At 40.3% G+C, this 14,889-nt stretch carries 13 protein-coding genes; 7 read left to right on the top strand and 6 right to left on the bottom strand.

From position 1 onward, the window contains the following. Window position 1 precedes the first annotated feature (1 nt). Window positions 2-979: an AAA family ATPase gene (locus FC093_RS16745; RefSeq protein ID WP_137262954.1), complete on the top strand. Its 978-nt coding sequence runs from the start codon at window positions 2-4 to the stop codon at window positions 977-979. Window positions 980-1,103: 124 nt separating this feature from the next. Continuing rightward, window positions 1,104-2,447, top strand: coding sequence for a DUF58 domain-containing protein (locus tag FC093_RS16740; RefSeq protein WP_137262953.1), 1,344 nt, complete (start codon window positions 1,104-1,106; stop codon window positions 2,445-2,447). 427 nt (window positions 2,448-2,874) lie between these two features. Here the strand turns inward: FC093_RS16740 and FC093_RS16735 are convergent, their stop codons facing one another. Continuing rightward, complete coding sequence (locus tag FC093_RS16735; RefSeq protein WP_137262952.1) at window positions 2,875-4,974, bottom strand: sensor histidine kinase; 2,100 nt, start codon at window positions 4,972-4,974, stop codon at window positions 2,875-2,877. Window positions 4,975-5,242: 268 nt separating this feature from the next. Between FC093_RS16735 and FC093_RS16730 the strand changes: the two genes are divergently transcribed. Together FC093_RS16730 and FC093_RS16725 are read left to right on the top strand one after the other, a co-directional pair. Then, on the top strand, window positions 5,243-6,124 hold the full coding sequence (locus tag FC093_RS16730) for an inositol oxygenase family protein (RefSeq protein ID WP_137262951.1): 882 nt from the start codon (window positions 5,243-5,245) through the stop codon (window positions 6,122-6,124). Between the two features lie 19 nt (window positions 6,125-6,143). Beyond that, window positions 6,144-6,911, top strand: a complete 768-nt coding sequence (locus FC093_RS16725) for a hypothetical protein (protein WP_137262950.1) — start codon at window positions 6,144-6,146, stop codon at window positions 6,909-6,911. Between the two features lie 265 nt (window positions 6,912-7,176). On the opposite strand, the gene FC093_RS16720 is transcribed toward FC093_RS16725, so the two are convergent. After that, complete coding sequence (locus FC093_RS16720) at window positions 7,177-7,737, bottom strand: hypothetical protein (RefSeq protein WP_137262949.1); 561 nt, start codon at window positions 7,735-7,737, stop codon at window positions 7,177-7,179. Between the two features lie 212 nt (window positions 7,738-7,949). Here FC093_RS16720 and FC093_RS16715 point away from each other — a divergent pair, with 212 nt between their 5' ends. Next, window positions 7,950-8,972: a sensor histidine kinase gene (locus tag FC093_RS16715; protein ID WP_170971126.1), complete on the top strand. Its 1,023-nt coding sequence runs from the start codon at window positions 7,950-7,952 to the stop codon at window positions 8,970-8,972. Further along, the gene (locus tag FC093_RS16710) at window positions 8,969-9,688 is read left to right on the top strand and encodes a LytR/AlgR family response regulator transcription factor (RefSeq protein WP_137262947.1); all 720 of its coding nucleotides are present in this window, start codon (window positions 8,969-8,971) and stop codon (window positions 9,686-9,688) included. Before FC093_RS16715 ends, FC093_RS16710 begins: the two co-directional genes overlap by 4 nt. A 16-nt stretch (window positions 9,689-9,704) precedes the next feature. Here FC093_RS16710 and FC093_RS16705 read toward each other — a convergent pair whose 3' ends face one another. After that, window positions 9,705-10,934: a hypothetical protein gene (locus FC093_RS16705; RefSeq protein WP_137262946.1), complete on the bottom strand. Its 1,230-nt coding sequence runs from the start codon at window positions 10,932-10,934 to the stop codon at window positions 9,705-9,707. Window positions 10,935-11,060: 126 nt separating this feature from the next. On the opposite strand from FC093_RS16705, the gene FC093_RS16700 reads away from it, so the two are divergent. Then, window positions 11,061-11,840 carry an NIPSNAP family protein gene (locus tag FC093_RS16700; RefSeq protein WP_137262945.1) on the top strand — a complete coding sequence of 260 codons (780 nt, stop codon included), beginning with the start codon at window positions 11,061-11,063 and terminating at the stop codon, window positions 11,838-11,840. A 68-nt stretch (window positions 11,841-11,908) separates the two neighbouring features. Here the strand turns inward: FC093_RS16700 and FC093_RS16695 are convergent, their stop codons facing one another. From FC093_RS16695 to FC093_RS16685, 3 genes are all read right to left on the bottom strand, one after another. Further along, window positions 11,909-12,091, bottom strand: a complete 183-nt coding sequence (locus tag FC093_RS16695; RefSeq protein WP_137262944.1) for a hypothetical protein — start codon at window positions 12,089-12,091, stop codon at window positions 11,909-11,911. Between the two features lie 462 nt (window positions 12,092-12,553). Further along, window positions 12,554-13,333, bottom strand: a complete 780-nt coding sequence (locus FC093_RS16690) for a DNRLRE domain-containing protein (protein WP_137262943.1) — start codon at window positions 13,331-13,333, stop codon at window positions 12,554-12,556. A 392-nt stretch (window positions 13,334-13,725) separates the two neighbouring features. Further along, window positions 13,726-14,502, bottom strand: a complete 777-nt coding sequence (locus tag FC093_RS16685; RefSeq protein WP_137262942.1) for a DNRLRE domain-containing protein — start codon at window positions 14,500-14,502, stop codon at window positions 13,726-13,728. Window positions 14,503-14,889 lie beyond the last annotated feature (387 nt).

Genomic DNA, 14,889 nt, shown 5'->3' with positions numbered 1-14,889 from the left:
TATGGAAGAACAATTATTTGAGCAGCGCCTTGACTTGAGTGAACTGAGTACCGCAGTGTTCGCGTTGCAAAAAGAAATAAAAAAGATTATTGTAGGTCAGGACGAAATGGTGCGCCTGATACTTGCCGCTTTGCTGGCAGATGGCCATGTACTGATAGAAGGCGTGCCGGGTGTAGCTAAAACATTAACTGCAAGATTGGTAGCGCGCAGCCTGCAAATAGGTTTTAGCCGCATACAGTTTACACCCGATCTGATGCCAAGCGATGTGCTGGGTACAAATATTTTTAACCCCGGCACCAGCTCCTTTGAATTTAAGCGCGGACCTATCTTCAGCAATTTTGTGTTGATAGATGAAATCAACCGCTCACCTGCCAAAACACAAGCCGCTTTGTTTGAAGTAATGGAAGAACGGCAGGTAACGATGGATGGCATTACGCACCGCATGGCACCGCCATTTATGGTGATTGCCACGCAAAATCCCATTGAGCAGGAAGGCACCTATCGCCTGCCCGAAGCACAGTTGGACAGGTTTTTATTTAAGATTACGGTGCCTTATCCAAGTGAGATGGAAGAGGTAATGATATTGCAGCGCTTTCATCAGTTGGAGAATAACAACGTGCTGGATGCTATTAACCCGGTGTTGAGTGGTGAGGAGATATTAAGGCTAAGGCAGTTGATTAAGCAAATTGTGGTAGAGGAAAAACTATTGCAATTTATTGCTAAAATAACGGTAGCCACACGTACAGATAAATCGGTGTATTTAGGCGCTTCGCCGCGTGCTTCTTTAGCTATATTGAATGCAGCAAAAGCCTTTGCGGCCATGAGCGGGCGCGATTTTGTAATACCGGATGATATCATAAACGTAGCAGCACCAGTGCTTCGCCACCGCATCATTCTCACGCCCGAAAAAGAAATGGAAGGCACCAAAGAAGATGAAGTGATACAAAGAATTGTACATAGTATTGAAATACCAAGGTAAAGGAGCAGGAGACAAGGTTAAAGGCACGAGATAAAAATATAACCTCCAAATTCATCTGTGAGGAAATGAGCTGCTACCTTTCTTATATTTCTCTTGAATCTTGTCTCTTGTAGTTTAATAAATTATGCTTAAACAACTACTTTATAGCATTTCTTTTTACTTCAGCAGGCTGTTTTATATCACTGCAGCCTGCATTATTGCGCTGTTTTGTGTTGCCTACTTTTTTCCACCGCTGGTAGAAATAGGATACATCGCTGCACTATGTTTAGCAATGTTGGTTGTTATAGATTTTATTATATCATTTGCCGGTAAAAAAACACTAACAGCTACACGGCAATGCAGCGAGCGCTTTAGCAACGGAGATGAAAATAAAGTAGCGTTGCACATTACCAATCACCGCAATTATAAGTTGCGGCTTATAGTAATTGATGAGTTGCCGGTGCAGTTTCAGGAGCGCAACTGGCAGCGTACACTTACAATTGATGGCAATAATACAGTGTTAATTGAGTACACTTTAAAACCACTGGAACGTGGCGAATACGGGTTTGGCATCATCAACCTTTTAGTGTACAGTCCGCTGGGTATGCTTGTGCGGCATATTAAGACAGGTGCACCCCAAACAGTAGCCGTATATCCTTCTTTTATGCAAATGCGGCGCTATCAGTTATTGGCTGTAACCAACCAATTGCAGGAAGGCGGTTCGAGACCGTTGCGTAAAATAGGCCAGAGCCTGGAGTTTGAACAGATAAGAGATTATGTGGCGGGCGATGATTACCGCAATATCAACTGGCAGGCTACGGCACGTAAAAACAGTCTGATGATGAACACATTTATGGATGAGCGTAGCCAGCAGATTGTTTGCCTCATTGATAAAGGGCGTACAATGAAAATGCCTTTTGAAGGCATGACATTGTTGGACTATGCCATTAATGCCACGCTGGTATTGAGCAATATTGTATTGCTTAAACAAGACAAAGCAGGCTTGCTCACTTTTAGTAAACATATAGACCAATATGTGCCGGCAGATAAAAAAAGTACGCAAATTTCTTTACTCTTAGAAACCTTGTACCGCCAGCAAACAAGCTTTACCGATGCTGATTTTGAAGCATTGTACACAACGGTTCGATATCGCATCAAACAGCGAAGTTTGCTGATATTGTTCACCAATTTTGAAAGCATGTATGGTTTGGAAAGGCAGCTCCCCTTTTTAAAACAGTTAGCTGGACATCATGCTTTATTGGTTGTATTTTTTGAGAATACAGAATTATTTGAACTACAGCAACAACCCGCTGTAACGCTGGAGGAGGTATATAACAAAGCCATTGCTAATAAGTTTGCCTTAGAAAAAAAGCAAATGGTAAAAGAACTGCAAAAGCACGGCATTATGGCATTGCTTACCGCACCGCAAAAACTCACCGCTAATACTATCAACCGTTATCTGGAAATAAAAGCAAGGCAGGTTGTCTGAAACGGGATTTTGTGGGATTTAGATGATTAATCAGATTGAAGAAGATGATAATCTAATTGCTTTAAGGCGGAAGTTTAAGACCTTCTTTGTACTACTTTATGCCTTAGCTCCTTTGCGGTTTAACTCATGTACCCGCATAAAAGGTTAAAAATTCTACCAGTTGGTGGGTACGAGGCAACCAAGCCTAATTAAACTATTTCAACGTAGATAGTTCGGTTAATCAGTGGAGGTAAATTAGCTGCGTAATCTTATTAATCCGCACAACTCAATTTGAATGGCATTATTATCTGCTGCTTATACCCAAAAAAAGAAAAACACCGTAAGGTGTTTTCTTAAATAGTTTTACTGCTAACATCAAAAATGGCACACTATCATAACGCCAACTTTAGACACTAAACTTGTCACTTGTTCCTTATCTCTTCAATCCTTATACTGCTTCTGCTTTAAGTTCCGGCTCGGATTGCGATGGCGATAATGAATGCTTATGCAGTTGCACATAAAAAGCGGACCCCAAACCTTCCTTACTTTCGAGCCATATCTTACCATCGTGTGCTTCTACCAATTGTTTGCAAATAGATAAGCCCAAACCAAAGGTAGCTTCTTTGGATGTGCCTTTGCGTTTAGCTTCGGTAAACACATCAAATACTTTAGCCTGCATATCGGCTGGTATGCCAATACCCTGATCTCTCACTTCGATTTCCACCTTATCTTTTTTGTCTTTTATATACACATCAATGGTGCTGTTTGGAAAGCTGAACTTAATGGCATTCATCACCAGGTTATTCACCACACGGTTTATCTTGTCGGCATCGCCAAGTGTATATTGCGGTGTTTTGGCAGTATGCAGCACAATTTCCTGCCGTTTTTCTTCAGCTTTACAGCGCAGTAATTCCACACAATCCAATACACTTTTGTTTATATCGAATACGCACCATTTAAGCGTATCTGGCTGGTTCTGCTGCGATAGCTGCATAATGCTGTCTATCATTGCCAGCGAATCTTTGCAGGCAGATTGCGCCATTTCTAAAAACTCTTTATTATCTTCCTCATTTTCATACTCTTCGCTTACTATGCGTGTAAGCGTACTGATGGCAGATATAGGATTGCGCAGGTCGTGCGCTATTACACGCAGTATATAGTCTTTTGCTTTTATCTGCTGGTCAAGCTGTTTTACGGTAACTTCCAATTGCATCGTTTGCTGCTGTATTTGCTTGTTGAGTGCAGCAAGGGTATGGCTATTTTCTTTCTCCTTTTTCCAGTTGCGCACTATCAAAAAAAGGATAGCGCCAGTGAGCACACACAGTAAAATAGCAATCTGCAGGTAAATAGTTTTGAGTTGATTATTGGCTTTCAGCAAGCTCATTTCATAGCGGTCCTGCATCATTTTAAGGCGACTATTAATATTGGTTTCCGCAAGGGCCTTATTGGCAGCTATCTGCTCATCATGCAGCGTATTGTAACGGGTGAGATAAGTATAAGCTTCCGCTTTGTTGCCCTGCAAAGCATAATAACGGCTCATCAGCTCATTCCACCGGATAGCCACATCTGCGCTGTGCAGGGTATCCAGTCCTCGCTGTATAGCCATCAGCATCTTATGGCCCCGGGGTAATTGCAGAGAGAAAGTGGTATCTAAATAATACTGCGCCAGGCATGCTTGCAATTGCAGCGCATCTCCGTTCTCCCGGCCGGGCAGCCCGTTAATGGCGATGCTTTGTTGCAGCACCCCTGCTCCTGTAGTATCGTGCAATTGCAGGTAAGCACGCCCCATAGTACCATACAGCACGCCATAAGCAGCTTGTATCAACTCTTTTTTATCGGCTGTATGTTTACCTTCATTATCTGCTATATAACGCAGCCCTTTATTACAGTACCATATAGCACTATCTGCTTTGCCGCTATGCAGATAGCTTAGTGCAGCATTGTCCAATACTTCCTGCCGGCGATAAAAATCGGAGAAGCTGTTGTTGCGGTGTCCTGCCTGCTCAAAGGCATCTACAAAATACCTCGCGGCGGCATCGTACTGTTCTTTTTTGTACGTTGCCATGCCCAGTCTGTAACTGTACTCGCTTAGCGTATATTGGTCGCCGCTTTTTTCAGCAGCCAGCTTGCCATTGTAATAATAATCCCAGGCTTCGTTGTACCGTTTCAGGGCAAACAATATATCACCTTCCGATAAGTTGGCTATAGCTATCTCCGCCTGATCGGTTTTCGTATTTGCTTTGTCTTGCACCAGCAGCAACATGCTATCGGCATACTTCAGGGCAGTTTGCTCATCTAGTTTTTTGGTGTGATAATACCCGCAGCCATAGTTATAATAGTAAAAAGTACTCTTAAAATCGTGTGATGTATGTTGGCTGAAAATAGCCTGCAGTTGATTAAATGTTTCTTCGGTAAAGCCAAAAGTCTCTGCCTGATGCGTGATGTTGTAAAAAACATTCTGCTCCGGGCTAGTAGTTACACGTCCCTGGCAACCAGCAAGCATGCTGCCTACCACTACCACTATTACCAAAAAGAGTTTAGTTGCCATATTGGATGAGACTGCAAGATAACCGCATAGCTTAGAAAAATGCCTAAATAGAAATTAAAGACTGTTTAAAAAAACATTGAAGAGTGAGTACAATTTACACGTTTAGGGTTTACTATTTAAAGTACAAAGTAGAATGTTGGTAAATGCGGAATACAGAAGAAAAGTGTATTTTACGGCATTCCTATTAGCTACAGCTATAGAAAACTGAATTTTAAGAAAATTGCTACTTTTAAAAAAGTATATTTACAACTCCAAAAAATAATGAATTATGAGCGCTGCTATGCCTTTTACACAAGAGCAAATCAATCCATTACAAAGCATTGAGCAATGGGAAGAAGATGTGCTTACACGTTATCCTGAGCACACCTACCCGGCTAAAACAAAGGAAGCGTACCGCAACTACGACAATCCGGAAAGAGATACTGTGCGGGAATTTTACCGGCTGAATCATAAATACCAGACATACGATTTTGTGCTGGAAAAAAAGAAAGAGTTTTTGCAGTTTAACCGCAAAAAATTAAAAGTGTGGGAAGCAATGGAGTTTTTGAACACACTGGTGGATGACAGTGACCCCGATATTGAGCTTGACCAGCTACAGCACCTGCTGCAAACAGCAGAAGCCATACGGGCAGACGGGCATCCCGACTGGTTTATACTCACCGGTTTCATACATGATATGGGTAAAGTATTGTGCCTCTTTGGCGAGCCACAATGGGCAGTGGTAGGCGATACATTTCCGGTGGGTTGCGCACACTCCGACAAAATTGTGTATCCTGAATATTTTGCTGCAAACCCCGACACGTACGATGAACGCTACAACACTAAATATGGCGTATATGAGCATGGCTGCGGACTAAAAAACGTGCACATGAGTTGGGGGCACGATGAATATTTGTACCACATTGTGAAAGACTACCTGCCCGAGCCGGCGCTGTACATGATACGCTATCACTCTTTTTATTCGCAACACCGCGAGCATGCCTACGAGCATTTGATGGATGACCACGACCGTGAAATGTTTGAATGGGTGAATAAGTTTAATCCGTATGATTTATACTCAAAAAGTCCGAAGCCGCCGGTGGTAAGCGAGTTAAAGCCTTATTACGAAGCGTTAATTGCAAAGTATTTGCCGGCAGAAATTTGCCTGTAAAGAAAAATAAATAAAAGTAATGATAATAGCAGTTAAAAGAATATGCGCTGTTGCTTTGCTTTTAGCTGTACTGTGTATTGCAGTCAATGCACAGTTATCTGCACCTCCTTCAATGAGTTCTGCCTTTGGAAACTTTAGCCAGTTTATATCTAAAAGCGCTCTAAAAAATGTGGGTAATAACAACGGCAATGGTGCAGTAAACGGTTTTAATAATTTGGAAAATACGCAGGGTAAACGCTTTTTGTTCGACACGTGGGTAAAAGGCAGGGTTACAACCGCACAGGGCAGTACCGTTAATAGCGACTCATTTGCCTACAACTTTGATAAGACCAATGGTAACTTGCTGGCAACACAAAATAAAGTGGACATACTCACCATTGCTCCTGATAATTTGCAATCGTTTGTATTGGTTTACTATAATAAAACATACAGCTTTGAGCATGTACCAGTAATTGACCCAACAAAGGTGTACCTGTCACTTATTAAAAGCACGGATAAATACAGCTTGTATAAGCTGGTGGGCACCACTTTTATAAAGGCTAATTTTCGCAATGATGGCATTTCCCAGTCGGGTAATATGTACGATGAATATAAAGAGGATAACCAGTATTATATAATAATACCTGGTGGTAAGGCCTATAAGCAAGTTAGTTTAAAACGAAAGGCTATAATAGCCGCTTTGGATGATGCCGATAAAGATAAAGCAGATGCCTATTTTAAGCAGCACAGAGATGAAGATGTAAATGAAAACTTTCTGACAGAAATAATTTTATATTTAAATAAATAATGGCTTTTCTTAATTTAACTATAAAGCTGTTTTAAACTTTTAAACAACGAAACTGTACAGATAGCTAAGAATTTCGATAAACCAATACAATAATAATTATCAGCAGTACGGTTTATTAACTGCACGTTTAAAGCAGGTTTTTATTTAATAGATTGGACTGGGTTAATAAAGAAAGTATGGCTGACTTCTTTACTATCACTTGCTTTTCTCAAATTCAAAAGCCCGGAAGAACTTCCGGGCTTTTGAATTTGAGCTTATAACCCAACTAAACAACTGCAAGATTTCTGAATAGCAATGTAAAGAAGTGCCAGACCATCTGCGAATTATATTCATCAACCTGCTTATCAAGGTAGGAAACATCTTTTGGAGCAGCCTGTATAGATGCCAGCTTTTCACCTCCGGTACGTCCTTCGGCGGTATAGTACAAAGCAAGTGCGTGGCTCTTATTTGCTTTTTGTAACTGCAACAATTCTTTTACAGGTATTGCCATACCGGCACTGTTGCTTTGCACGTTTGCAAAACTCCATTGTTTTACCATATTACCTTTATCATCTTTTAAAACAATACTTCTGTTACTACCGGTTTTATTAGGTGCCTGGCATTGATAATAATAAATGGTCAACGTTTCATTAGCATCTGCGGCACTGATGGGCAGGCTTTCCAGGCTCAAAGGCTTATTGATATACCGCTCATAAATAAGTTTTTTGCCCAAAAAAATCTTGTAATAATCCAGTCCGGCTTTAGCCGAACTCATGAATGCCGTACAGGCAATAAAAACAAACAGGCAAGCCTTGATAAGCGATTTTTTTACAGATAGGTATTTCATAACTTACTATTTTATGGTGAATAAATAATTGCGATAACAAAGTAAAAACAGGCTGCAAGCAATACATAATCCGTTTGACGAACTGCACTTACTACTTGATGTTTTGCATTAGCCTCTTTGCTAACTTTATAGGGCTTTACATTTCATCATGCAAAACCTGCATTTGGTATAAAACACCAAATGTTAAAGTGTTTTGTTTACTACATTTAATTATGCGCTTCTTCTGGAAATACAAGCTGGACCATCTGGTATTCTGGTGTGTTACCATTAGCTTTTATGCATCAGTAACAGCCCACCTGATAAGCACAGCAGGCTTGTTTCAATACTGTCTAAATATTGTTGTTCGTAATGGTTTGCTGATGCTTATTTGCTACAGCAATGTGTACTATTGCTTTCCACAATATTTCAAAAGAGGCAAATACGCATTGTATGCGTTATCGGTTGTAAGTTGTTTGCTGTTTTATACCATATTTCAAAACATATATGATACATGGCTGTATGGATATGTTCTGGGCGACTTGCAAAAGCAGTCTCTTTTTTATAATACCTTCTATAATTTTTCCATTGCATTGTTTTATTTATCATTCACATTAGCATTAGCATTAAGCAAAAACTGGTATAAGCAACAACAGCTATTGCAAAAAATACAGGTAGAGCAATTAGAAACAGAACTGCAATATCTGAAAGCACAAATCAACCCGCACTTCTTGTTTAATTCTATTAATACTATTTATTTTCAGATTGATAAAAAAAACATGGAAGCGCGGGAATCACTGCAAAAATTTTCTGAGTTGTTGCGTTATCAATTGTATGAATGCAATGAACAAGAGATAGCTATTGAAAAAGAAATTGAATACTTAAAAAGTTACATTGATCTGCAGCGTTTGCGCAGGAAGAAAAACTATAATATTCAATTTGAAACAGGTGCCGATGTGCAGCATTTTTCTATAGCACCTCTACTGCTCATTGCTTTTGTAGAAAATGCTTTTAAGCATGTATCCAATTACGCCGATAAAGACAACACCATACAAGTGCAACTGCACCAGCAAAATGGGTATATGTTATTTCATGTTATTAATACAAAAAGCAACAATTACGTGGCACATGATGGTGATGGTATAGGATTAAAGAATGTACAACGCAGGTTGAAGCTCTTGTACGAAAACAGGTATGATTTACAAATTGAGAATGAACCTGATTTTTATGCTGTTCATTTAAAACTGCAAACATCATGAACATAAAATGTATAGTTGTTGACGATGAACCGCTGGCACAAAAAGGGTTGGAAGAATACATTAAAGAAGTACCCTTTCTGGAACTGACAGCTATTTGTGATAATGCGGCACAGGCTTTTCCAATATTAAATAATAAACAAGCTGATCTTATGTTGCTGGACATAGCAATGCCGGTACTATCCGGCATTGACTTTTTAAAATCGCTTAGTGAGCCACCGGCTGTAATATTTACCACTGCCTACCCGCAATATGCGCTGCAAGGCTATGAGCTGGATGTGATTGATTATTTAGTAAAGCCTATTTCGTTTGTGCGTTTTGTAAAAGCAGTTACAAAAGCAAGAGATTTTCTGAATGAAAAAGGCAACCGCACTACTATTATTGATAGTGAAAAAGACTTCTTCTTTTTAAAAGTGAATTACCAGATTGAGAAAATACGTTACAGCGATATTTTGTTTATAGAAGCCTTGCAAAATTACATTGCCATTCACCTGGCAGATAGAAAAATAGTGAGTTACATGACCATCTCTAATATGGAAAAGCAATTGCCAGTATCACTTTTTATGCGCATACACAAATCATATATTGTAGCACTCAACAAGATTGATGCGATTAGTAAAAATAAGGTCTTTATTCATAACCAGCACTTGCCGGTAAGCCGCACCACCAAAGAAAAGCTGATACATGCAGTAGCAAACAAACTTGTAAAGCGGGTATAACTATAATATTATCTCTTTATTCTCCTACATAATTAATTGCAATTTTAGCATTGCTGGCACTGCTGGAGCTAACATTTAGTTCAAACTGCTGGATGCCTGCTTTAATGCGCATCAATGCAGTATTGGGCGGTAAAAAACCTTCACTTTCCGAAATCAAAATAAACTCGTGATGACGGCTGGCGGCAGCAGCATCAATATTAAACGTAATTGCTTTGTGTGTGAGTGTTTGATTGCTGATAATTATCTTGCCGTTATAATACACCGATACCGCATCGCCATCAATCTGCCCATCATCATACAATTGCACCGCTATGTGTGGCGAGTTTACCTCGTAAGTATTTATAAGATTGGTTTTGCGTTGTGCAATAGCGGCTGGCATGGTGTCTTTTACCAGCGTAGGCAGTGCAGCAAGTGTATCTTTCTTTGTGGCAGGCGGTTTAGCATCCGAAACAGTTACAGCATTGGTATTACCCTTTTTGTTTACAGCACTATCTTTTACGACTGTTTTCTTTGGTGCAGGCACGTTCTTTTTTGCCATTTTATTCAATGCAGCATCCTGCTTCGTGGCAGGTGCCGCATCCATAGAAATTGCACTGAGCGGCTGGTACTTGTTAGGGTCGAAATGGATACCCATGCTATCATTCAGCAGTGTTGGAAAATATTTTATGGAATCTCTGGCAGCTACTAAACTTTCCTTCGTATTGGTGTTTGCCGCCACATACGAAACGACTGCTGCCGGTGCTTTATTGGTGCCAAATGCTTTAACCAGAGTTGCCTGCATACTGGCATTGTAGTCCTGCATTTTTCTATAGAAAACAGTTACACCATTGCAGGTATCGCCGCAGGCAGAAGTTGTGATTTGTAATACCAGATTGCCCCCTGTAATGTAAAAAGAGGAGGAACCGGGACAGTGCGAACAATCGCTCCAAAAGCTCCGTGAGCGCGGGTCGTTCCGGTATATTTCTTCACTTTTATTGATAATTATGTACTTACCACGCAGCACCCCGCCCACTCTCCTTATCAGTCTTGCAGCTGTATCGCTCGGGTACATATAAATAAGCCGCCCCGTAAAGGAGCTATCTTTTATTTTATCTACCTCCATACGTACCAAGGCTTTTTTAGCAATGCGCGAGTTGAGGAAAGTTCTTTCGCCATACCACATGCCTTTAAACCAAGCGTTGCTTTGTGCATATGCAAAATGCAGGCTGATGATAACACATAGTAAAATAAGCAGTAAAGACTTCATGGCAGCATCTGGTTGCAAACCGTAAAGTAAAGCATTTTTGAATTGCAATACCTATCTTGCAAACGAAAAAATATTGCTTGTTTACACCTGTCCGGTATAGTCATATTCTAAAAAAACACTATTATTATGAAAGGCAAGTTGCTCCTACTCCTATTATGCGCATTATTGTACAGCGCGGTACACGCCCAATCATCTAAGCAGCGGGATTATTACCAAATCACAGTATATCATTTTAAAGACACAGCGCAGGAAAACCTGATTGATGATTACCTGCAACATGCTTTAGTGCCGGCTTTGCACAGCATGAATATCAAAACAGTAGGCGTGTTTAAAGCATTGAGTAACGATACGGCTGCCGATAAAATGATGTATGTATTAATGCCGGTACACTCGATAAAAGATATTGCAGATATTACTGCTAAACTTGCAGCCAATGCTACCTACAATACCGCCGGCGCCCGCTACCTCAATGCACCGTACAATGCCGCGCCTTATACAAGAATGGAAAATATTTTGTTGCAGGCTTTCTTTATGGCGCCGCAACTACAGGTTCCGCAGCTAAAAAGTGCACACAAAGACCGCGTATATGAACTGCGGAGCTACGAAGGCGCTACCGAAAAACTGCACGCCAGCAAAGTAAAAATGTTTAATACCGGTAATGAAGTAGGTATTTTTAAAAATCTGAATTTTAATGCCGTATTTTATGCCGAAGTGCTGGCTGGCAGCCACATGCCCAACCTGATGTACATGACTACCTTTGAGAATATGGCCGACCGCGAAACGCACTGGAAGGCATTTAATGAAGATTCAACTTTCAAAAAGCTGCTAACTATGCCAGAGTACCAGCATAATGTATCGAAGGCAGACATTATCTTTTTGCGCCCGACCGATTATTCGGATATTTAGGAATATTGTTGTGTTTACATACAAAGCACCTGTCGGTTTTACTACAGGTGCTTTGTATGTAAACACCTCTACTCCTCTCCTTCTCTTCCGCTTTGCTTATAGTTCTCCAGGGCTTCTTTAGGCACCTTTATTTCACTGGTTTTTTCTTTACCAGGCTCATTTTGCTTTACTAAATCAGATGGCGGGTCTTCGGTAGCACCTTTTTTTTCTGTTTTTTCTGCATTGCTTTGCAAAGCTTGATTTACTGCCATAGCGTGTATGTTTTTATTTATACAAACAAACGATGCGCCACTACTGGTATGTACCCAAACAATCAACCAAATCAGCATGCGAAAACTAAAACTATAAATGCAAGTCACCATCAATGGGTAGGTTGCCAAGGCTAATAGTGAAATAGACTGGATACAATGGAACTGGGATGAAGAGTAAATGACTTGGCAGAGCCGATAGAAACTATCTTACCTGGCCGCCTGCTGGCAGAAGATTTTATTCCAGCATGGACCTGTGCATGCTATTGGTAATGAGTTGTATATTTTAAATAGCTTAACACAAGCAAACCCTTTACCCTAACTAAGGCAAAAGCATTTGCCTGCGGCATTGTACTGCTTTACCATAAGCTGCAGCAAGTATAATATACTACCAAAAAATAACCCCGGCATGAGCCTGGGTTATTTACAATTATTTTCGATACTACCTGTTTTAATCAGCAGCTATTAAAAGTACAAGATAAGCTTAGGACGCTTGCTTTCTATAGGGCATGTAAATGAGCCATAAGCACGTCCAAAATAACTAAATTCGCCCTGCCTGGTGAGCTTAAGCAAAAAGCCTTTATAGTTGCCTGCAGTAATGATTTTACGCACCATATCCGTTACATCTACTACCTGGTCATCGTTTGTGCCGGCTGGTAAAGGCGTTACAACAGGAGGTATGATTACCACATCTTCTAACGGGTTGGCGGAGCCCCTTGCGAGCGTAGGCTGATTGCTCCAGTTTATTGTACCAGGCTCCCAATCTCCAACTACACGATGCAGTTCTACACTATTATCGCCATTCTGGGCTATTGTATAAGGGTCTTTATCTGCCGGACGGTGATATTGATACAAGTACAACACAGCTTTCTGAATCTGCGGCGGGTTATTGCGTAAAGAGTCATTAATACCTCTTAGCTTAAACTTCATGATGGACCGGTCTCTACCATCTATCCCACCAAAGCCATTGGAAAGTGCTGTGAACGATGGAAAATCGGGCCTGCTTATACCTCCGTAGCCAGAGTGCAGCAAAACAGTTTCATCGCCATTGCTGGTATCACCTTTTACTACCAGGCTATCGCCAGGCATATAATCAATAATGGCTACGTTACTTGCGTTAAGCAATCTACTGCCTGCTTTATTCTGAATAAGCGCAGCATTAACATCTTCAGTGTTTTTTGTACAGGAGAAAAGAGCAAATAAGCTGCATACTAATATGCAGTAAACGGGAGCAACATTTTTCATAATGTGTATGGTTTAGATGATAAGACAATCGCGCTTATTATTGATCGTTAAGAGGTATAAATCTTTGTAAACATGCGCTACTACAAAGAAAAACACTTGCACCCGCGGTTAGCAATTAATGCAGAAATTAAAAGTACGATAATTAGTTTAGTAGGTTAATGAAATATTAGTAACAGACCTGATTAGTACAGATGGACGGTGCTAACCCATACTTCCAGCTTTGAGATAAAAGAAAATAAAATTGGCTATAGCCCAAGCTACTGCTTGGACTATAGCCATAGATATATTCATTTAAGCTCCTGGAAAGTGCTGGATTATATTCTTTCAATTTCAACACCAGCTCCGGACATTTACTTATATAAGGACAAACAAATTAGCGTGCAGCAGGCTTATTAAAAGTACACCACCAGCTTTGGACGTTTGTTCACGTTCGGGCAGGCAAATGAGCCAAACGATCTTCCCACCTTAGCGTCTTCGTTAGTAAGCTTAAGTAAAAACCCTTTATTACTGCGGTCTGCAAAGATCTTCCGCATCATATCTGTTACATCTATCACCTGATTGTCATTTGCACCAGCCTGGAGAGGTGTGATAACAGCAGGTATTATTACTACATCTTCTAACGGGTTAGAAGAACCCTCCGCTAATGCTGGTTGGGTGTACCAGCTTATCGTACTATCTTGCCAGTCACCAATTATACGGTGCAGTTCCGCACTATTATCTGTATGTTGTTGCGCTGCATAAGGGTTCAGACCAGCAGGGTCGGTGTACTGATACAGGTACAATACAGCTTTTTGAACCGGCGGTGGGTTGTCTCTTGAAGAATCGTCAAGGTTCCTTATTCTAAACTTCATTATTGAGCGCGTTCTGTCACTAGTTGCACTAAATCCTTTTCCAAGTGCAGTGAAAGAGGGAAAGTCAGGCGTGCTTACACCTCTATTGCCCGAATATAACAGTACCGTTTGATCATTGTTGCTGGTATCACCTCTTAATATTAAGGTATCTCCGACAGTATACTTTGGAGGATTTGACGAGTCACCATCTGTTGGCAACGTGGTGTCGGTATTGCCTGGAGGAGGCACCGGCTGAACATTATCACTGCTTTTCGTACATGCAAAAAGTCCCATAAGGCTACATAATAGTATGCAGCAAATAACCATAGTTTTTTTCATTAATTGTGGGTTTTTTAAGAACAAAAATAGCTAATTCTATTAATTTATTAAAATATTAATTAATATATTTTTTACATAATACATTTTTGAAAAACACTACTTTAAACTGTACTATTTATACTTTATATTTTTACTACAAGTAATAGCATAAGTCATCTTTCAATCAGCCTTCGCTTAAATATTTTTTTAAATATGAAGTAAACAAGCACAGTTTGGGCGGAATAGCAAATGACTTAAAGTATTTGGATGCACTAAAAAGATGGAAACTGTAATTTTAAAAGCGGTCACGCGTTTTATCGTCATTATATGTTTGAGAATAAATATAATTACCGGCATCAGGTTAAGTATATTTCCACTTGCAGGTTCCGCATAGAGAAGGCGCTATGT

Origin of the sequence: Ilyomonas limi (genome assembly GCF_005233845.1) — a bacterium.
GTDB classification, from domain to species: Bacteria; Bacteroidota; Bacteroidia; order Chitinophagales; family Chitinophagaceae; genus Ilyomonas; species Ilyomonas limi.
The sequence above is the reverse complement of the archived record's forward strand: the minus strand, read 5'-3'. Positions and strand labels throughout refer to the sequence as shown.